The sequence below is a fragment of the Pseudomonas sp. DrBHI1 genome (assembly GCF_002205115.1).
Classification (GTDB): Bacteria; Pseudomonadota; Gammaproteobacteria; order Pseudomonadales; family Pseudomonadaceae; genus Aquipseudomonas; species Aquipseudomonas mosselii.
Genome location: NZ_NIBE01000017.1, coordinates 21,512 through 40,091 on the forward strand (window position 1 = coordinate 21,512; position 18,580 = coordinate 40,091).

An 18,580-nucleotide genomic window follows, 5' to 3' on the forward strand; every position below is an offset into this window, starting at 1 on the left:
CACTCCCTGTGATTCCTTTTGGATTTCCATCTCGAAGTCCGGCACGTAGAATGCCACGGCTTGGCGCGGGACTGCCATACGAAACCTATAGGAAACACTAGCTTGTAGGCGACGAAAACTCCTGCGCTAGTTATAGCTGCAAGCCATGGCCAACAGGAGAGTAGCGATGTGGCGTGAGATGCAACCTGACCAGCAGTTCAACGTATCGGTCGATGGCCACAATCTCGTGGTGTACAGCTTTGGTGAAGGGGACGAGGTGCTGTTGTGCCTCAATGGTGGGCCGGGGCTGCCCTGCGACTACCTGCGCGACGCCCATGCCTGGCTCAAGGACAAGGGTATCCGCGTGGTCGCCTTCGACCAGCTGGGCACCGGCGCCTCCGACCGCCCCGATGACGACAGTCTGTGGAATATCACCCGCTACGTGGCCGAGGTCGAGCAGGTGCGCCAGGCCCTGGACCTGGGCCGTGTACACATGCTCGGGCATTCCTGGGGCGGCTGGCTGGCGATCGAGTACGCCATTCATCACCCGCAGTCGCTGAAAAGTCTGATTCTCGAGAATACCGTCGGCGACATCCCGCACCTGATCACCGAGCTGGAACGCCTGCGCGGCGCCCTGGGCAGCGAAACAGTGGCGATGATGCAGCGCCATGAGGCCATGGGTACCCTCGACCACCCGCAGTACCAGGCCGCCATCACCCTGCTCAACTACCGCCACGTCTGCCGGCTCGATGAATGGCCGGCGCCGATCCAGCGTTCGCTGGGCGACTGGAACATGGGCCCCTACAGCACCATGCAGGGCCCCAACGAGTTCCTCTATATCGGCAACCTCAAGGACTGGAACCGCCTCGAGCAGATGGGCGCGTTCCGCATGCCGGTGCTGATCACCACCGGCCAACACGACGAACTGACCCCGGCCTGCGCCATGCGCATGAAGCTGGCGCTGCATGATCGTGCCGAGCTGCATGTGTTCCCCAACAGCAGCCATATGCCGTTCTACGAAGAGCCCCAGGCCTATTTCCCGGTGTTGCTGGATTTCCTGCAACGCAACCGGGGTTGATCGATGAGCCTGGCACGCTACCGGTTCGTCCTCATCCGTCCGTTACAACTGCTGCCGGTGCTGCTGGGCATCAGCATCATCACCTTCGTGCTGGTGCGCTCGATCCCCGGGGATCCGGCGCGGGTGCTGCTGGGCGCGCGCAGCACCCCGGACGCGATCCAGAAGATCCGCGCGCAATTCGGCCTCGATGAGCCGATCTGGGCGCAGTACCTGTACTTCCTCAAGAACCTGCTCAATGGCGACCTGGGCAAGTCGCTGCTGTACAAGGTCGACGCCCTGCCGCTGATCGCCAGCCGCATCGAGCCGACCCTGATGCTGGTGCTGGGCAGCGTGGCCCTGGCGCTGCTGATCGCCGTGCCGCTGGCCATCCTCGCCGCCCGCCACAAGGGCGGCTGGGCCGACAACCTGATCCGCCTGTTCACCACCGCCGGCCTCGGCTTGCCGGCTTTCTGGCTGGGGTTGATGCTGATCCTGTTGTTCAGCGTGCACTGGGGGCTGTTCCCGGTATCCGGCTATGGCCGCACCTGGGCCGAGAAGCTGCACCACCTGGTGCTGCCCTGCCTGACCATCGCCCTGGCGCTCTCGGCGGTACTGGTGCGCAACCTGCGCGCCAGCATCCTGCTGGAGATGCGGGCCGACCATGTCACCGCCGCCCGTGCCCGGGGCCTGGGCGAAGGGGCGATCCTGCGCCGGCATGTCCTGCCCAACTCCATGGTGCCGACCATCAACCTGCTGGCGGTCAACATCGGCTGGCTGATCAGCGGCACGGTGGTGATCGAGAGCCTGTTCTCCCTGCCGGGCGTCGGCCAGTTGCTGGTGCGCGGCATCTTTACCCGCGACTACATGGTGGTCCAGGGCGTGGCCATGGTGCTGGCCTGCGCCACGGTGGCGGTGAACTTCCTCGCCGACGTGGCGACTACCGTCCTCGATCCGCGGGTGAAGATCCAATGAGCGCCATCGTCGCCCTGCGCGCACGCCTGGCCTGGAACCTGGGCGATGGCCGCCTGACCCTGTACTGCGGCCTGGCCATCGTCTTCGGCTGGTGCCTGCTGGCGCTGTGCGCGCCGTGGGTCGCGCCGTTCGATCCGCTGCTGCAGAACGGCGACCTGCGCCTGGCCGCGCCCAGCCTGGCGCACCCTTTCGGCACCGACAACTTCGGCCGCGATGTGCTCTCGCGGGTAATCTGGGGCGCCCGCGTCGACCTGCAGATGGCCTTGATCGGGGTGATCTTCCCGTTCCTGCTCGGCACCTGCATCGGCGCGGTGTCCGGCTACGTCGGCGGTTGGCTGGACAACGCCTGCATGCGCCTGATCGACATCGTCCTGGCCTTCCCGTTCCTGGTGCTGATGCTGGCGATCATGGCCATCCTCGGTCCGGGCCTGGGCAGCTTCTATATCGCCATGGCCCTGGTCGGCTGGGTGTCCTATGCGCGGCTGATCCGCTCGCAGATCCTCGTGCTCAAGCAGAGCGACTTCGCCCTGGCCGCCAGGAGCCTGGGTTTCAGCCACCGGCGCACGCTGTTCGGCCACCTGCTGCCCAACGCGCTGTTCGGCTCGGTGGTGTTCTGCATGTCCGACGCCGTGCTGGTGCTGCTCAACGGCGCCGCCGTCAGCTACCTGGGCCTCGGTGTGCAGCCGCCGACCCCGGAATGGGGCACCATGGTCGCCGAGGGGCAGAGCTTCATCACCAGCGCCTGGTGGATCTGCACCTTCCCGGGCCTGGCGGTGGTGACCCTGGCCATGGGCTTCAGCCTGCTGGCCGACGGTGTCGCCGAACGCCTGGGAGACCGCTCATGACCACGCCCCTGCTCCAGGTTCGCGGGCTGAGCGTCATCGCCCGCGCCGGCCAACGGGATATCACCCTGGTCGATCGGCTGTCCTTCGACCTCGGCGAAGGCGAGATCCTCGGCCTGGTGGGCGAAAGCGGCTCGGGCAAGACCCTGGCCTGCCGGGGCCTGATGCGCCTGCTGCCAGCAACGAACCTGCGGGTCGAAGGCCAGGCCGTGCGCCTGGCGGGCCATGACCTGCTGCGGCTGGACGAAGCTGGCATGCGCCGCCTGCGCGGCCGTGAGCTGGGGATGATCTTCCAGAACCCCAGCAGCCACCTGGACCCGCTGATGCGCATCGGCGAGCAGATCGCCGAAGGTATCCGCCTGCACCAGGGCGCGTCTCGCCGCGAGGCCCGCGCCGAAGCCATCGAGGTGCTGCGCCAGGTCGGTATCCCCGACCCGAAGTCCCGGGTCGACAACTATCCCCATGAGTTTTCCGGCGGCATGCGCCAACGGGCGATGATCGCCGTGGCCCTGGGCTGCAACCCCAAGGTGCTGATCGCCGACGAGCCGACCACGGCCCTGGATGTCACCGTGCAGGCGCAGATCCTGCGCCTGCTGCTGGAGCTGCGCGACCGCCGCGGCCTGGCGATGATCCTGATCAGCCACGACCTGGGCGTGGTGGCGCAGACCTGCGACAACATTGCCGTGATGTACGCCGGGCGCCTCTGCGAGCACGGCGCCAAGCACGAGATGCTGGCCCGGCCCAAGCATCCCTACAGCGCCGGGCTGCTGGCCTGCCATCCTGCCGCGCAGCCTGAGGCATCACGCATGACCACCATCGCTGGGCAGCCACCGCTGCTTGATGACCTGCCGCCAGGCTGCCGTTTCGAATCGCGTTGCCCACAGGCCATGCCGCTCTGCCGGCAACAACTGCCCGAACTGCTGGAATCAAGCCCCGGCCACCGCCTGGCCTGTCATACCCCGCTGCTGGCCGGAGGCCCGTCATGACCACGTTGTTGCAGGTCAAGGACCTGCAGGTGCAGTTTCCCGCCGCAGGCAGCGGCCTGCTCAACCTGCGCCCGCGCAAGGTCAGCGCGGTCAACGGCGCCTCGCTGAATCTGGCTGCCGGCGAAACCCTTGGCCTGGTGGGCGAGTCAGGCTGCGGCAAGAGTACCCTGGCCCGGGCCATCCTCCAGCTCACCCAGAGCTGCGGCGGCCAGGTGCTGTACGACGGCACCGACATGAATCAGGGCAGCCCGGCGGATATCGCCCGCCTGCGCCACGAGACCGCGATGATCTTCCAGGACCCGTACAGCGCGCTCAACCCACACCAACGCATCGGCCAGATCCTCGCCGAGGTGCTGCAGGTGCAGCGCAAGGTGCCCGCCGCGCGGATTCCGGCCCGGGTCGGCGAACTGCTTGAACTGGTCGGTCTGCGCGCCGAGCTGGCCGAGCGCCGGCCCGGTTCGCTGAGCGGTGGCCAGTGCCAGCGGGTCGGCATCGCCCGGGCCCTGGCCGTCGAACCCCGGCTGATCGTCGCCGACGAATGCGTCGCCGCGCTGGACGTGTCGATCCAGGGGCAGATCATCAACCTGCTGCTGGAGTTGCGCGAGCGCATGGGCCTGGCGCTGCTGTTCATCACCCACGACCTGGGCGTGGTGCGCCGCCTGTGCGACCGGGTGGCGGTGATGTACCTGGGGCAGATCGTCGAGGAAGGCCCGGTGCATGAAGTCTTTACCGCCCCGCGCCACCCCTACACCGCCGCGCTGATCCAGTCCATCGCCGACATCGACCCGGCCCGGCGCCTGCCGCAGGACCCGCTGGCCGGCGAGCCGCCAAGCCCGCTGCACCTGCCCTCCGGCTGCGCCTTCCATCCCCGTTGCCGGCACGCGCTGCCCGGCTGCGCTGAAACCACGCCACCCGAGCATATCCAGGGCGCCCGGCGCCACGCCTGCGTGCATTCGCAACTGCCCTGCTGACATCACCACCATGACCATCAAACGGAGCTTGAGCATGAAACCCGCCGCATTGAAACTTCTCACCGCCGCCATACTGGCCGCCAGCACCCTGGCCAGCGGCATGGCCCAGGCAGCCGGCGTGCTGACCATCGGCTGTCGAGAGGAAAGCACCACCTTCGACCCGATCAAGAGTGCGCAGAACCGCGACAGCTGGGTGTTCGCCAACGTCTATGACGTGCTGATCCGCGTCGACAACAGCGGCACCCAACTCGTGCCGGGCCTGGCCGAAAGCTGGAAGGTCTCGGACGACGGCCTGACCTACACCTTCAAGATGCGCAACGCCAAGTTCTCCGACGGCTCGCCGATCACCGCCGAGGACGCCGCCTTCTCCCTGCTGCGCATCCGCGACAACCCAGGTTCGCTCTGGGCCGACTCGTACAAGATCATCGACACCGCCAAGGCCGCCGACCCGCATACCCTGGTGGTGACCCTGCACAGCAAGTCGGTGCCGTTCCTGGCCCAGCTCGCCACCGCCAACATCTCGATCCTGTCGAAAAAGGCCATGGACAAGCTCGGCGAGGAGGAATACGCACAGAACCCGGTGGTGTCCGGGGCTTTCAAACTCAAGGAATGGCTGCGGGGCGACCGGGTGATCCTGGAGAAGAACCCCGAGTTCTGGCAGGCCGACAAGGTCAGCCTGGATGGCGTGGAGTGGATCTCCATCCCGGATGATCGCACGCGCATGATGAAGGTCCAGGCCGGCGAACTGGACTCGGCGATCTTTGTGCCGTTCACCCAGGTGGACGAGTTGCAGAAGGACAAGAAGATCACTATCCATATCGACCCCTCGACCCGTGAAGACCACCTGCTGATCAACCACTCCAAGGGGCTGCTGGGCAAACGGGAAGTGCGTGAGGCGATCGACCTGGCGATCGACAAGAAGGCGCTGGTGGACACGGTCACCTTCGGTCACGGCGAAATGGCCTACTCCTACATTCCCAAGGGTGCGCTCTACCACAACGCCAACAACCCACAGCGCCCGTTCGACCCGGCCAAGGCCCGCGAGCTGCTGAAAAAAGCCGGCGCCGAGGGGCTGAAGGTCAACTACGTGGTCAACGCCGGCAACGAGGCCGACGAGCAGATCGCCGTGCTGGTGCAGAAGCAACTGGCCGATGTCGGCATCACTGCCAACCTGCAGAAGGTCGACCCTACCCAGAGCTGGCAGATGCTGGTCGACGGCGACTACGACCTGTCGGTGATGTACTGGACCAACGACGTGCTCGACCCGGACCAGAAGACCACCTTCGTGCTGGGCCACGACACCAACATGAACTACATGACCCGCTACCACAACGACAAGGTCAAGGACCTGGTGGCCGCGGCCCGTGTCGAGACCGACCCGGTCAAGCGCAAGCAGATGTATGAGGAGCTGCAGAAACTGGCCAAGCAGGACGTGCACTGGATCGACCTGTACTACAGCCCGTACATCAACATCTCGCGCAGCAATATCCAGAACTTCCTGCAGAACCCGCTGGGGCGTTTCACCCTGGAGGAGACGGTGAAGCTGGAAGCCGGGCAGAAGACCGCGCAGAACTGACGGCGGTTTATCGAGCGCCGCCCTCGCGGCGCTCGATCTCATTTCAAGCCTTTGCCTTGCGCCGCCGCATCCACGCCCAGGCAACCCCCGCCAGCACCACCAACCCCACCGGCAGTACCTGCGCCTTGTACGGCCGCAACGCCGTGCGCACGCTATCGAGCTTCTCGGTCAGGTAGCGCTTGTTGGCCTGGTCGAACCGGGGCTCCTCGCATTGCTTGCCGAAATCCTCCGCCCACTGCACGAACGGCCCCTGCTGGACGTAGCGCCTGTACAGCGCGCTTTCCTGTTCGCTGCCGGGCACCCAGCCGGCCGCGATGCACAGCACTGCGGCGAAGGCCTGGCTGCTGCGTGGCAGTTGGTCAGCGGCCTGGTTGGCCAGGTCGGCGGCGACATAGCGGTAGTGGTATCGCTGATCGGGCTTGGCCTCGGTCGCCCGTTGGCGCTGCACCTCGCCAGCAGCCAGGAACGGCCCTGGCTGCACTTCGGCGCTGCCCAGGCTGTAGCTGCCGCCCAACCAGGCGTAGTCGGGCGCCATTTCATAACCGAGGATCTCCATGCCCGCGCTGCGCGCCAGGGTTGCCGCAGCGTACAGCGCCTCGGCGCGGCCAGTGGGCGTCCAGCGCGAGACGGCATCCTGGCGGTGCTGGCCATAAGCCTTGGCGTCGGCCTGCAATTGCGGCGTGGCGAAGTAGCCGGGCGCTTCGTCGTAGCGTCCTTCGCGCAGCAAGCGTCGCCCCAGCAGCTCGCGCAACTGGGTCGCCACCGGGCGCGGCACATAGCCGCCCTCTTCCACCTTGGGCGCTGGCGGCGCTGGCACATGAGCATCGACATAGCCTTTGAGCTCATCCAGGGTCAGCACGCGGTCAGCCACGTTGGCCGTGTCCTGCCAGTAGATTTCCTGACTGCGGTACAGCAGGTCGAAGGCCTGCAGGTAATCGCCGCGCTCCAGCGCCAGGATCGCGCCCTCGCCTTCGACCCGGCAGCCGGGTTTAACGCTCTCATAGTCCCAATCGGGTGTCTGCCGCGAACCCCACGACTCTTCGCGGGGGAACGCGGCCGCGGCCTTGGCATAGGCAGCCGCCGCCTGGCTCTTGTCACCGTCGCGCAAGGCCAGCTTGGCGCGCAGCCACCAGGCAAGGCCGGTGTCGCCGGCCTGCTGCAGATAGCTTCTGGTCGCGGCATAGTTGCCTTGCTGGTAGGTCAACGCGGCCAGGCGGTCGGCGTCTTCGAGCTTGCCGCCAACACTGGCCTGCAGCAGCGCGGGCAGGCGTCGGACCTGGGTCGGCGGCTGGCCGTCGTAGTCCCAGCCGACATGGCTGAGCAGGTAGGCGGTGAGCAGCTTGCGCGGCATTGGCTGCGCCAGCAGCGCCTTCAATTGCTCATCCGGCAGGCTCACCAGTTCGTCGGCAAGCTGTCTGAGCGAGCTGTAGCCGCTGCCCGAGCCCAGGCGGCTCTGGCTGGCATACAACTGAATGGCGCTGTTCCAGTCGCCGGCGAGCTTGGCCAGGCGGGCCTCCTCGCCAAGGCTGGCCACCCCAAGCTCCAATGGGTCGCTGAAGCCTTCGGCGCTGAGCGCGCGGGCCTGGTGGAAGGCCTCGCGGGCCCGGGCTTGCAGGGCCTGTGGCGTCTGTTGCGGATCGTCGCTGGCCTCGAAGCTGCGGGCCGTCAAGGCCCGCCCCAGCGAGTAGGCCGCCCAGGTGCTGCGCAGCTTGCGTTGTTCGCCAGGCAGGGCCAGCACCTTGGCGAAATAGTCCGCCGCCAGGGCGTGATCGTCGGCATCGAAGGCCACTGCGCCGGCAATGTACAGGCGCAGTTCATCCGGCAGTTCGGCGCCCTGCTTCAGCACTTGCTGCGGATCGGCCAGTGCACGCAGTTGCGCGACCTTCTCGCGCAGCGACTCCGGCAACTCGCTGGCCTCGATACGGCTGCGCTGCTCACGGTACGGTCGGTCGTTGTCGTCACCGTCCCAGTAAGGGGTCAAGGTCATCTCGGTGGTGGGCTTGAGGCCTGCCAACTGTTCGCCGAGGCGATTGACCTCGAAGCCGAAATTGCCTTCTGGCAGCTCGGCCAGGGTTTGCGCCCGGTCGTCCAGCAGGCGCATCGGGAAGTCCGGGCCACAGGCCAGCGCCGTGCCGACCGGTACGCTCAGGGACAGGCACAGCAAACGGCGGGTCCAGTCAGGGGTAGACATTCCAGGCTCCTTGTTCGATTCCATGGCAGCGCGCCCAACCAAGGACGCGCCGGCCGCCAGCGGCCACACGCACGCTGGACTGGCGGTTGAAGACGAGGTGTTGCGGGGATTGCTGCAGGCGGTAGCCGTTGAGCCCGTCCGCGGCATCGCAAGACTCAACGTTCAGTTCCACCCGCGCGGGTACCGGCAGGTCGAGATTGCCGACGTTGACCAGGCTGATGTCGTAGAGCCCGGCCTGCCCGGACAGTTCGAGCCGCCATTGACTGGCGAGCGCGTCGCCGCGCGCCACCGCCTTTAAGGTGGTCAGGCTCCAGGCCCGACGGTCGCTGGGCAACGGCAGGCGGAACCAGATAAGCCCGGCCAGGTGGGCGGGCGGTTTGTCGCGCAGTTGCCTGCCCAGGTCCGCCAGTTGCTGCGGATCGGCCAGCAGCTCGTGGCGCTCGCCGGCACGGTTAAGCGGGGTTTCGCTTTCCACCACCGGCGCGCCGCCGGTGTCCGGCAGCAGCGCGACGCCATAGGCGGGCAAGGCCAGGTAGAACGGTCTGTCGCTGACGCGACTCCAGCGCTCGGCCCAGGTCTTCGCCTGGAGCGGATCGAACAGACCGCGCCGCGGATCGCTCACCGCGTGCACCTGCAGCACGCTGCTGTCCACCGCCTGCAACAGCGCCGCCAGGTGCGGGCTGTCCAGCCAGGCGGGCAGCGCGGTGATGCTCAGTTTTATACCCTGTGGAAGTTGCTCACGCAGTTTCAGAAGGAACTGGGTGTAGCCCGGCAGGCGCGCACTGCCACTGTCGTGGTCGATCTCAAGTCCACTCGGGTTCACGCCAGCCGCCTGCCAGTCGGCCAGCAATTGGGCGATATGGGTACCGGCCGCCTGTACGTCGAGCGCGGGCAACTGGCCATCAAGACGCACCACGGCGATCACCGGGCGGCCATCGCTCCTGAGCTTGGGCAACTCGACCAGCGCCCTGCTCCAGCCGGCCTTGGGCTGGGCTTGCAAAGCCAGCACACGCAGGGTGGAGAAGTCGGCACGGCTTTCGGCCAAGGCCTGTTCATGGGCCGGCCGCCACTGGCGTTGCCAAATGTACAGTTGCTGGTCGAGGGGCGGTGCAGGTTCGGGCTGGCAGCCGGTGAGCGTTGCAAGAACGGCGGATAGGAACAGACGCCGAAGCGTGGCGGTGGCGGGCATACAATCCTTTGTCTGACGGGTTTGAGCGCCGGGAACAGGTAGGAATTTTACCTCAATGCAAGATCCAGCGGACACCCCTGAAAGGGCGTCGAACCAGGAAGAGTACAAATGTTTCCTTGCCCGCCTCCGGTAGCCGTGGTGCCTGCGCCCAAAAGTTTCTGCCGGTCTTCGCTGTTTAAAGAGACTTATATATGCAGGCTGCAACTTTTATAAACAGGGCACCAACGATGATCAGGTTTCGAGATTACCAGACCTTGACGCAACCACCCTCTCGCACACTAGCGATTCTCATTAGAGATCAAACCCGTTATCGAAGCCATAAAAAATAATTAATCAAAAGGATTTAATCAAAAACAATAATTCGCAAAGCTTCTAATGTCGTGGCGCAGCCCCAGCGTTTCATCTAATGATTACGGGCCTTTTGCCCTTGCAAAAGCGACGCGACCGACTAGTTTTGTGATTGTCTTTGCCAACACTACAACTACAACACGACCGCCCCTCAGAGCAGGAGAATCTATTCTTCCAGGCGACGCCTGCCGCTGCATGTAGTTACTGAAACGGAACTCAGTCAAAACAACAAGAGGGACGCTTGATGAAGCGCAGCCATGGCTATCGTGTGCTCTTTGAAAAAGGGCCGGCCGCACATTTCTGGTTGTCACTGCTGTGTTTCTCAGGGCTGGTGATTACCAGTTTCCTGTTGTTCGAACAGCAGATCCAGGGTTTCCTCACCCATCTTGACCTGTATCGCCCTTCAACCCCCGTCCAGATGTTCAACCTGGCACTGCTGCTGATCGCCTTGCTGGCCCTGGACGTGGTGCTGCCCGTACCTTCAAGCATGGTCGCGCTGCTGGCCGTGGCCACCCTGGGCAGCGTCGGCGGTTACCTGACGATCTTCATTGGCCTGTGCCTGGGCGCAGGTCTGGGGTACGCGTTGGGTGCCGGGTATCTGCGGATGTTGTCCAGCCGCCTCGGCCTGCACCAACGCCAGCCGGGGCAACTGGCGTACCGCCTGGGCACGCTGTCGCTGATCTGTCTGCGCGGCGTGCCGGTGCTGGCGGAAACCTCGGTGGTGGCCGCCGGCATGCAGCGCTATCCGATGCGCGCTTTCGTGCTGGTCACCACCTTGGCCAACGCGGGCCTGGCCTTGGCTTACAGCGCCATCGGCAGCTTCCTCGTCGAGCAGAACGCGTTGCTGGTGACGATTCTCGCCAGCATGATTCTGCCCGGCCTGTTCATTGCCGGGTACAGCCTGGTCAAGGCCTTGCGCAGGCGTGAACCCTCACGGCCACTGCGCGGGCGCTTCACGGTCAGCTACGACTATCCGGTGCTGTTCACCGACCACCTGTTCGACCCGCTCAATCCCTGCCTGCATCGCCAGCTCACCGTCCAGCGCAATGGCCGGGTGACGGTGCTGATCTTCGCCGATGAGCAGCTGCTGCGCTGCGCACCGCACCTGCCGGGCCAGATCGACGCGTACTTCGCCGCCTACGGTGACGACCTGCACCTGAAGGCGGCGCCGATCGCCGTGCCGGCCGGCGAGCTGAGCAAGGACGCCCAGGTGCTGCAACAGCTGTATGCCGACATGCTGGCCCATGGGCTGGACCGCCACTGCTGCGTCATCGCCCTGGGCGGTGGCGCGGTGCTGGACGCGGTGGGCTATGCCTGCGCCACCTTCCATCGCGGCATGCGCCTGATTCGCCTGCCTAGCACGGTGCTGGCGCAGAATGACGCCGGCATCGGGGTGAAAAACGGTATCAATGCCTTCGGCCAGAAAAACCTGCTGGGCGCCTTCTATCCCGCCACCGCGGTGATCAACGACTTCCAGTTGCTGACCACCCTGGGTCACCGCGACCAGATCGCCGGGCTCGCCGAGGCGGTCAAGGTGGCGCTGATCAAGGACCGTTCCTTCTTCGAGTGGATGGAGCGCCAGGCCGACGCCCTCGCCCGCTTCGACCACCCGGCCAGCCGCCATGCCATCCGCCGCTGCGCCGAGCTGCACCTGGGGCATATCACCGGCGCCGGCGACCCTTTCGAGCGCGGCAACGGTCGTCCACTGGACTACGGCCACTGGGCGGCGCATCGGTTGGAGAACCTCAGCCAGCATCGACTGCGTCATGGCGAGGCCGTGGCGGTGGGCATGGCCCTGGACGGGTTGTATGCCAATGCCCTGGGGCTGTTGAACGATATCGACAGCGAGCGGATCTTGAGCCTGTTGCTCAGGCTTGGCTTCAACCTGTGCCCTGCGGAGCTGAACCTGAAGGATGACCAGGGACGTTCTCGAGTGCTGCTGGGGCTGGAGGAGTTCCGCCAGCATCTGGGCGGCCAGCTGTCCATCCCCATGCTCAGCGGCATCGGCGCATCGGTCGACCTCCACGAGATCGACGACGGCCTGATGGAACAGGCGCTGCTGCGCCTCGGTAGCTATCGCGGCAATCTGCTCGCCCTCGGCGAGGGCTGTGCGCAATGAGCCAGATGAAGACCTGGATGACCGTCGGCCGCGTTTCCAACCTGCCCACGGTATGGACCAACACCCTGGCCGCCGCATTGTTGGCCAGCAGCGCCGGAGCCCTGGCGCCACCTTCCTCGCTGGTGTGGATCCTGCTGCTGGCCATGCTGTCGCTGCTGTACCTGGCGGGCATGCTGCTCAACGACTTGCTGGATGCCGACTGGGACCAGCAGCACCACAACCCACGACCCATCACCCTGGGCCTGGTCAGCCGTCGGCAGGTGCGCCTGGCCACCTGGCTGGCGTTGCTGCTGGCGGCCGCCGCAGCCCTGGGCTTGAGCCGGTTGATCGAGCAACCGCATTGGCTGCTGGCCAGCGTCACCCTGCTGGTGGGCTGCATCCTCGGCTACAACCTGCTGCACAAGAAATACGCCCACAGCGTCTGGTTGATGGGCGCCTGCCGCTCGGCCCTCTACCTCACCGCGGCGGCCAGCCTGGCGATGCCGACCCAGCCCATCTGGCTGTGCGCCTTGCTGCTTGGCGTGTACATCAGCGGCCTGACCTACCTGGCGCGCCAGGAGCACCTCAACCAACTGCTCAGCCGCCTGCCGCTGGTGTTGATGCTGAGCCCCCTGGCCCTGGCGGCCTACGCCGACACCCTGTGGTTCTGGCCGGTGCTGCTGCTGTGGCTGGGCTGGCTGGGCTGGCACTACTGGCTGCACCTGGCCGATCCGCGCCGCCGCCAGGTGCGCGCCTTCATCGGCGCGGGGCTGGCGGCCCTGCCGCTGTTCGATGCCCTGGTGCTGGCAGTGGCCGACCAGCCCCTGGGCAGCCTGCTGTGCGTCCTGGTGTTCTTCCTGCTTCCACACCTACAGCGCTGGATCAAACCGACATGAACAGTGATATCGCTACGTCGACAACAGCGGCGCTCAAGATGCGCCACGACTGCCTGGCCGCACGGCACCAGGCCCTGGCCGCGCAACTCGAACCGATCGAGTTGCAGTGGTGGCACGAGGCCCAAGAGCGCCTCGGGCAGTCACCGGATGCCAACACCGCGGCACTGCTGAGCGGCCAGTGCAAGCGCAGGATCCACGAACAGGCCATGCGTGACGATGAGCACTGCAGCCAGTTGCAACTGGCGCGCGCCTTGCTGCTGGCCCAGGTCCTCGGGCAACAGCCGCAGGACGGTCAGTTGCCCTTGCTGCGCCAACTGTTCCTGTGGGGCGACGACCAGGAAAAAGTCGCGCTGCTCAAGGCCCTCGACTGGATCGACAGCTCGGGGCTGTGCGTACCGCTGGCCCTGCAGGCCGGGCGCACCAGCAACAGCGAGGTATTCGCCGCCCTCGCCCTGGACACCCCCTACCCATCCCGCCACTACCCGGAGCGTGCCTTTCACCAACTGGTGCTCAAAACGCTCGGCATGGGGCTGGACGTGCGGCGGCTGGTCGGCCTGGCGCAGCGTCACGGCGTCTCCTTGAACCAGCTGGCCCTCGACCTGCTGGACGAACAGCTTGCGGCAGCACGCACGATTTCGCCCGGTTTGCACCTGGCCATCGCCTTCGACCTGCTCAGCCCGGCGCAATGCCAGCGCCTGCTCGGCCTTCACCAGCAAGAACGCCTGCCGTCGGCGTGGCATGAACACCTGACCGACCGCCGCGAGACCTGAAGCCTTCCCCTGAAGAGGATTCACCATGCCCAAGTATTTCGACCCGCATATCCACATGGTCAGCCGCACTACCGACGACTACCAGAACATGGCCGCCGCCGGTATCACCGGGGTGATCGAGCCGGCGTTCTGGCAAGGCCAGGCGCGTACCAGCGTCGGCAGTTTCGTCGACTACTTCGATACCCTGCTGGGCTGGGAACGCTTTCGCGCCAGCATGTTCGGCATCCATCATTTCTGCACCATCGGCCTGAATCCCAAGGAAGCCAACGACCTGTCGGTGGCCAACGAAGTGCTGGAGATTCTGCCGCGCTACCTGGTCAAGGACGGCGTGGTTGCCGTCGGCGAGATCGGTTATGACGACATCACACCGGAAGAAGACCGCTTTCTCGCGCTACAGCTGGAGCTGGCCCGGCAGTTCAACCTGCCGGTGCTGGTACACACCCCGCACCGCGACAAGATCGGCGGCACCAAGCGCACCCTGGCGGTGATTCGCGAAGTGGGGATTGCCGAGCACCTGGTGATCATCGACCACCTCAACGAACTGACCCTGCCGCTGGTGCTCGACAGCGACTGCTGGCGCGGCCACTCCATCTACCCCAACACCAAGATGTCGGAGCAGCGCATGGTGGCCCTGCTCAAGGAATACGGCACCGAGAAGATGGTGGTCAACAGCGCCGCCGACTGGGGCATCAGCGATCCGCTGAAGGTGCCCAAGACCGGTCAGGCCATGCTGGCCGCCGGTTTCAGCGAGGCCCAGGTGGAACAGGTGCTGTTCGACAACCCGGTGGACTTCTTCGCCCAGAGCGGCCAGATGGACAAGGCCCAGGTCGCCACGCCGCTGCCCATCGACCAGCGCCGCCGCTGGCAGGAAAACTCGGCCCTGCGTGGCCAGGATCCGGTGATCAAATGACCTTGGGCCTTGGTTGGACCGCCGCGCAGCTCGGCTACTGCGCCAATGTGCACCCGGCCCGCGACCTGCCCGCGCTGCGCGTTGCCATCGACCGGCACTTCCAGGGCGTGCGCAGGCTGCGCGGGCTCGACCAGCAGGACAGCGGGCTGTGGATCAGCGCAGCAGCCGCAACCGAACTGCGAGAGCCGCCGAAACGGCGGGCGTTTTTCGATCTGCTGCGGCGCAGCGGGCTATGCCTGACCTCGCTCAACGGCTTTCCCTATGGGCAGTTCCATGAGGGCACGGTAAAAGCCGCCGTGTACCTGCCCAACTGGGCCGAGCCGCAACGGCTGGCGTACAGCCTGGACCTGGCGCGGCTGCTGGCCGAGGCCCTGCCGCCGGCGTGCCCGCAGGGGGCGATCTCCAGCGTGCCGCTGGGCTACGCCGCCCACTGGAACCCGACGCTGCAGCACCAGGCCGAGGAACACCTGCGCCAGCTCACGGCGGCACTGGCCCGGCTGCACCAGGAAACCGGCAAGAGGATCGTGATGTGCCTGGAAATGGAGCCGGACTGCGTGCTGCAGACCACCGACCAGGCCATCGCCTTCTTCCACCACTGGCAAGCCAGCGACCCGCATCATGAGTACCTGGCGCTGTGCTTCGACGTCTGCCACCAGGCGGTGATGTTCGAGGACTGCCGGCAGTCTCTGGAAAGCCTGCGCCAGGCCGGGGTGCCCATCGGCAAGATCCAGCTGTCGAACGCGATGATCTGCCGCCTGCCGACCGACGACCCGAGCCGCTGCGTACAGGTTCTCGACGTGCTGGGCAGCTTTGCCGAAGCCACCTACCTGCACCAGGTGCAGGCGCGCGACGTCCGGGGCGGCATCCAATGCTGGGCGGACCTGCCGGCCGCGCTCGCCGCCTGTGCGTCGCAGCCTGGACGCTACCCGGAGTTGAGGGTTCATTTCCACATTCCGCTGTTCAGCGAACACCTGCTGCTGCCCGAACTCGGCGGCAGCCAGATGGCCCTGGCGCAGACCTTCGATTTCCTGGCCACGCACGAGGATGCGCGCCCGGTGCTTGAGGTGGAGACCTACAGCTGGGGCGTACTGCCCGCGCCAGTGCGACCCAGCGACGAACAGGCCCAGCACCGGGGCATCCGCGACGAGCTGCGTTGGGTCGAGGACCAACTGCGCCAGCGCCGCCTGCTGCGACCCCAGGCTTGGGAGGTACATGCCGATGCCCTCTGACTCGCCACGTCAACCGTTGCTGCTGATCAACGTGGTCGGCCTGACGCCCGCGCTGCTCGGCGCGGCAACGCCGCACATCAACCGGTTGCTGCAATCGGCCAGGATGGCCAGCCTGCAACCGACGTTTCCCGCCGTCACCTCCACGGTGCAGGCCTCGATCCTCACCGGCCTGTCACCGGCCGAGCACGGCATCGTCGGCAACGGCTGGTATTTTCGCGACCAGGCCGAGGTGCGCTTCTGGTTGCAGCCCAACGCCCTGATCCAGGGCGAGAAGGTCTGGCAGACGCTCAAGCGCGAGCTGCCGGGCTTTCGCTGCAGCCAGTTGTTCTGGTGGTACAACATGTACGCGGACGTGGACGCCGCCATCACCCCGCGCCCGCACTACCCGGCCGATGGCCGCAAGCTTTTCGGGCTGTACTCGTCACCGGCAACGTTGCATGCGCGGATCGAGGCGCAGATCGGCGCGTTTCCGTTCCCGGCGTTCTGGGGGCCGGCCGCCGGCATTGCCTCCAGCCGCTGGATCGTCGACTGCGCCATCGCCGAGTTCCAACTCGATCACCCGGACCTGCAACTGGTCTACCTGCCGCACCTGGACTACTGCCTGCAACGGCTGGGGCCGGATCATCCGTCGATCGCCGACGAGGTGCGGGCCATCGACCACGAGGTCGGGCGCCTGCTGCGCTTCGCCGAGGAACAAGGTGCGGCGGTGATGCTGCTGTCCGAATACGGCATCGAGGCGGTCAGCCAATCGGTGTCCATTAATCGCCTGCTGCGCGCCGAAGGTCTGCTGCAGGTGCGTCAGTCATTGACCTGGGAACTGCTCGACCCCGGTGCCAGCGATGCCTTCGCCGTCGTCGATCACCAGATCGCACACATCTATGTGCGCCAGTCCGTGGACATCGCCAGGGTCAAGGCACTGTTGCAGCGCCAACCCGGCATCGAGCGGGTACTGGACAAGACCGAGCAGCGGGCCTGGCAGCTGGACCACCCGCGCAGCGGCGAGCTGGTGGCCGTGGCCGCCGCCGGTCACTGGTTCGACTATCACTACTGGCTCGACGCGCGCAAGGCACCGGACTTCGCCCGCACCGTGGACATCCATCGCAAGCCCGGCTACGACCCGCTGGAGCTGTTCATCGACCCGGCCATCCGCTTCCCCCGCTTGAGGGTGGCGCGCCGCCTGCTGCAGAAAAAGCTCGGCTTTCGTTACTACATGGACCTCATCCCGCTGGACACCACGCTGGTGCGCGGCAGCCATGGCCGGCTGCCCGCCAGTGAGCGGGAAGGCCCGCTGCTCATCACCAATTGTGACCTGCCGTTGCCGCAGCGCCTTGCGGCAACGGCGGTGAAACAACTGCTCCTGCAGCATTTCCTGGGGCATCCACACACCGACCTGGCCAATGCCAAGGAGCATACATGCGGCGAGCCCTCTCAATAACCGTCCTCAGCGCACTGGCCGGACTGGCCCAGGCCGAAGGCACCAACAGCTTCGATTGCAACCAGTTCATGCAGTTCGGCGGCAACGTCGACCAGACCCGCCAGGCGTTCGCCCAGGGGCCTGAAACCATGAGCTGGAACTGGTTCGTCTGCCTGAACCAGCCGGTCGAGTCCAACAGCCCCAACCGGGTCTGGGAAACCCTCAAGCCTTCGGATCAGGTCTACCTGAGCAATGGCGCCGCGCCGCTGCCCTGGGGCCAGAGCCAGCCGGTGCCGGCTCCGGTGTTGCTAGCGGCCCAAGCACAGGGCCTTGACCTCAACCGCACGTTCCATAACCTCAACGCCGTCCAGCAGGTGGATGGCCTGATCCTCGAGATGGGCGGCGCGGTACCGACCGCGCAACAGGGCCAGCCGGTGCGCTTCCAATTGTTGATGGGCGAGGACACCTTCGACTACATCGTGCAGAAGCAGGTGTACAACGTGAACGGCCAGGCCGCCCTGACCAGCAACCTGGACTTTCCTTCCACCGCCTGGGAGCTCAAGGCCGCCTGGCTGTGGATCGGCAACGACCCGAGCTACCAGCAGCAACTGCAAGACGATGGCTACTACATCGCCCAGGCCTACTACCAGCAGGACAACGGCCAGTACCAGGTCGGCTACGCCGCGCTCAGCGGCCTGCACGTGGTCAACAAGCTGAACCCGCAATGGGTCTGGACCACCTTCGAGAATCGCAACAACGGCAAGTACACCGTGACCAACGCGATTCCGCCCACCCCGATGAGCAACAGCACCGGGCCGACGCCGGCGGCGCAGACGGCCAATACCGCCTTCCAGGCGCAGTACCCGCAGCTTGCCCAGTACGAACTGATCGGCACCCAGTCCGAGACCAATCCGACCCTGCTCGCCAACTCCCAGCTCGAGTCGGCCTTCCAGAGCCAGTCGTCCTGCTTCGCCTGCCACGGCACGGCGGCGTACTCCAAGACCAAGGGCTACTTCAACTTCGCCCAGAAGCAGCAGGACGGCATCGTCTACCCCACGGCCCCGGTACCGGCGTCCGAATTCGCCGGATACAACAAACTGGACTTTGTCTGGTCGCTGAAACGCGCCCAGTGGCAACGCTAAGGAGCAAGAC

15 protein-coding genes are annotated in these 18,580 nt (G+C 65.8%); 13 read left to right on the forward strand and 2 right to left on the reverse strand.

All coding sequences use genetic code 11. The annotated features are described in order from the left end of the window. Window positions 1–166: 166 nt before the first annotated feature. Genes CC207_RS02885 through CC207_RS02910 form a run of 6 tightly spaced genes read left to right on the forward strand, consistent with a single transcriptional unit; the run spans window position 167 to window position 6,383 of the window. Window positions 167–1,057 carry a proline iminopeptidase-family hydrolase gene (locus CC207_RS02885; RefSeq protein ID WP_028688819.1) on the forward strand — a complete coding sequence of 297 codons (891 nt, stop codon included), beginning with the start codon at window positions 167–169 and terminating at the stop codon, window positions 1,055–1,057. Window positions 1,058–1,060: 3 nt separating this feature from the next. Then, window positions 1,061–2,008 carry an ABC transporter permease gene (locus CC207_RS02890; RefSeq protein ID WP_088851548.1) on the forward strand — a complete coding sequence of 316 codons (948 nt, stop codon included), beginning with the start codon at window positions 1,061–1,063 and terminating at the stop codon, window positions 2,006–2,008. Continuing rightward, window positions 2,005–2,853, forward strand: a complete 849-nt coding sequence (locus CC207_RS02895) for an ABC transporter permease (protein ID WP_088851549.1) — start codon at window positions 2,005–2,007, stop codon at window positions 2,851–2,853. The genes CC207_RS02890 and CC207_RS02895 overlap by 4 nt, the downstream gene beginning before the upstream one ends. After that, window positions 2,850–3,836: an ABC transporter ATP-binding protein gene (locus tag CC207_RS02900; protein WP_088851550.1), complete on the forward strand. Its 987-nt coding sequence runs from the start codon at window positions 2,850–2,852 to the stop codon at window positions 3,834–3,836. Before CC207_RS02895 ends, CC207_RS02900 begins: the two co-directional genes overlap by 4 nt. After that, complete coding sequence (locus CC207_RS02905; protein WP_088851551.1) at window positions 3,833–4,807, forward strand: ABC transporter ATP-binding protein; 975 nt, start codon at window positions 3,833–3,835, stop codon at window positions 4,805–4,807. Before CC207_RS02900 ends, CC207_RS02905 begins: the two co-directional genes overlap by 4 nt. A 34-nt stretch (window positions 4,808–4,841) precedes the next feature. Next, the gene (locus tag CC207_RS02910) at window positions 4,842–6,383 is read left to right on the forward strand and encodes an ABC transporter substrate-binding protein (protein ID WP_028688814.1); all 1,542 of its coding nucleotides are present in this window, start codon (window positions 4,842–4,844) and stop codon (window positions 6,381–6,383) included. Between the two features lie 43 nt (window positions 6,384–6,426). Here the strand turns inward: CC207_RS02910 and CC207_RS02915 are convergent, their stop codons facing one another. Together CC207_RS02915 and CC207_RS02920 are read right to left on the reverse strand one after the other, a co-directional pair. Continuing rightward, window positions 6,427–8,574 carry a hypothetical protein gene (locus tag CC207_RS02915; RefSeq protein WP_088851552.1) on the reverse strand — a complete coding sequence of 716 codons (2,148 nt, stop codon included), beginning with the start codon at window positions 8,572–8,574 and terminating at the stop codon, window positions 6,427–6,429. After that, window positions 8,561–9,763, reverse strand: coding sequence for a DUF3142 domain-containing protein (locus tag CC207_RS02920; protein ID WP_088851553.1), 1,203 nt, complete (start codon window positions 9,761–9,763; stop codon window positions 8,561–8,563). The genes CC207_RS02915 and CC207_RS02920 overlap by 14 nt, the downstream gene beginning before the upstream one ends. A 592-nt stretch (window positions 9,764–10,355) precedes the next feature. Between CC207_RS02920 and CC207_RS02925 the strand changes: the two genes are divergently transcribed. Genes CC207_RS02925 through CC207_RS02955 form a run of 7 tightly spaced genes read left to right on the forward strand, consistent with a single transcriptional unit; the run spans window position 10,356 to window position 18,570 of the window. Continuing rightward, window positions 10,356–12,230 (forward strand): 3-dehydroquinate synthase, encoded by a 1,875-nt coding sequence (locus CC207_RS02925; protein ID WP_028688811.1) that lies wholly within the window; start codon window positions 10,356–10,358, stop codon window positions 12,228–12,230. A gap of 5 nt (window positions 12,231–12,235) precedes the next feature. Next, on the forward strand, window positions 12,236–13,105 hold the full coding sequence (locus tag CC207_RS02930) for a UbiA family prenyltransferase (RefSeq protein WP_371877797.1): 870 nt from the start codon (window positions 12,236–12,238) through the stop codon (window positions 13,103–13,105). Then, on the forward strand, window positions 13,102–13,875 hold the full coding sequence (locus CC207_RS02935) for an EboA domain-containing protein (protein WP_028688809.1): 774 nt from the start codon (window positions 13,102–13,104) through the stop codon (window positions 13,873–13,875). Before CC207_RS02930 ends, CC207_RS02935 begins: the two co-directional genes overlap by 4 nt. A 25-nt stretch (window positions 13,876–13,900) precedes the next feature. Then, the gene (locus CC207_RS02940) at window positions 13,901–14,785 is read left to right on the forward strand and encodes a TatD family hydrolase (protein ID WP_088851554.1); all 885 of its coding nucleotides are present in this window, start codon (window positions 13,901–13,903) and stop codon (window positions 14,783–14,785) included. Beyond that, the gene (gene eboE / locus CC207_RS02945) at window positions 14,782–16,014 is read left to right on the forward strand and encodes a metabolite traffic protein EboE (RefSeq protein WP_088851555.1); all 1,233 of its coding nucleotides are present in this window, start codon (window positions 14,782–14,784) and stop codon (window positions 16,012–16,014) included. Before CC207_RS02940 ends, eboE begins: the two co-directional genes overlap by 4 nt. Beyond that, window positions 16,004–17,449 carry an alkaline phosphatase family protein gene (locus CC207_RS02950; protein WP_088851565.1) on the forward strand — a complete coding sequence of 482 codons (1,446 nt, stop codon included), beginning with the start codon at window positions 16,004–16,006 and terminating at the stop codon, window positions 17,447–17,449. Before eboE ends, CC207_RS02950 begins: the two co-directional genes overlap by 11 nt. Continuing rightward, window positions 17,428–18,570 (forward strand): hypothetical protein, encoded by a 1,143-nt coding sequence (locus CC207_RS02955; protein ID WP_088851556.1) that lies wholly within the window; start codon window positions 17,428–17,430, stop codon window positions 18,568–18,570. The genes CC207_RS02950 and CC207_RS02955 overlap by 22 nt, the downstream gene beginning before the upstream one ends. Window positions 18,571–18,580 lie beyond the last annotated feature (10 nt).

Excerpts from the sequence above, each read along its gene's own strand:
- CC207_RS02935 (WP_028688809.1), top strand. The coding sequence starts at position 13,102 with ATGAACAGTGATATCGCTACGTCGACAACAGCGGCGCTCAAGATGCGC.
- CC207_RS02905 (WP_088851551.1), top strand. The coding sequence starts at position 3,833 with ATGACCACGTTGTTGCAGGTCAAGGACCTGCAGGTGCAGTTTCCCGCC.
- CC207_RS02940 (WP_088851554.1), top strand. The coding sequence starts at position 13,901 with ATGCCCAAGTATTTCGACCCGCATATCCACATGGTCAGCCGCACTACC.
- CC207_RS02920 (WP_088851553.1), bottom strand. The coding sequence starts at position 9,763 with ATGCCCGCCACCGCCACGCTTCGGCGTCTGTTCCTATCCGCCGTTCTT.
- eboE (WP_088851555.1), top strand. The coding sequence starts at position 14,782 with ATGACCTTGGGCCTTGGTTGGACCGCCGCGCAGCTCGGCTACTGCGCC.
- CC207_RS02950 (WP_088851565.1), top strand. The coding sequence starts at position 16,004 with ATGCCCTCTGACTCGCCACGTCAACCGTTGCTGCTGATCAACGTGGTC.
- CC207_RS02915 (WP_088851552.1), bottom strand. The coding sequence starts at position 8,574 with ATGTCTACCCCTGACTGGACCCGCCGTTTGCTGTGCCTGTCCCTGAGC.
- CC207_RS02925 (WP_028688811.1), top strand. The coding sequence starts at position 10,356 with ATGAAGCGCAGCCATGGCTATCGTGTGCTCTTTGAAAAAGGGCCGGCC.
- CC207_RS02890 (WP_088851548.1), top strand. The coding sequence starts at position 1,061 with ATGAGCCTGGCACGCTACCGGTTCGTCCTCATCCGTCCGTTACAACTG.
- CC207_RS02910 (WP_028688814.1), top strand. The coding sequence starts at position 4,842 with ATGAAACCCGCCGCATTGAAACTTCTCACCGCCGCCATACTGGCCGCC.
- CC207_RS02955 (WP_088851556.1), top strand. The coding sequence starts at position 17,428 with ATGCGGCGAGCCCTCTCAATAACCGTCCTCAGCGCACTGGCCGGACTG.
- CC207_RS02900 (WP_088851550.1), top strand. The coding sequence starts at position 2,850 with ATGACCACGCCCCTGCTCCAGGTTCGCGGGCTGAGCGTCATCGCCCGC.
- CC207_RS02895 (WP_088851549.1), top strand. The coding sequence starts at position 2,005 with ATGAGCGCCATCGTCGCCCTGCGCGCACGCCTGGCCTGGAACCTGGGC.
- CC207_RS02930 (WP_371877797.1), top strand. The coding sequence starts at position 12,236 with ATGAAGACCTGGATGACCGTCGGCCGCGTTTCCAACCTGCCCACGGTA.
- CC207_RS02885 (WP_028688819.1), top strand. The coding sequence starts at position 167 with ATGTGGCGTGAGATGCAACCTGACCAGCAGTTCAACGTATCGGTCGAT.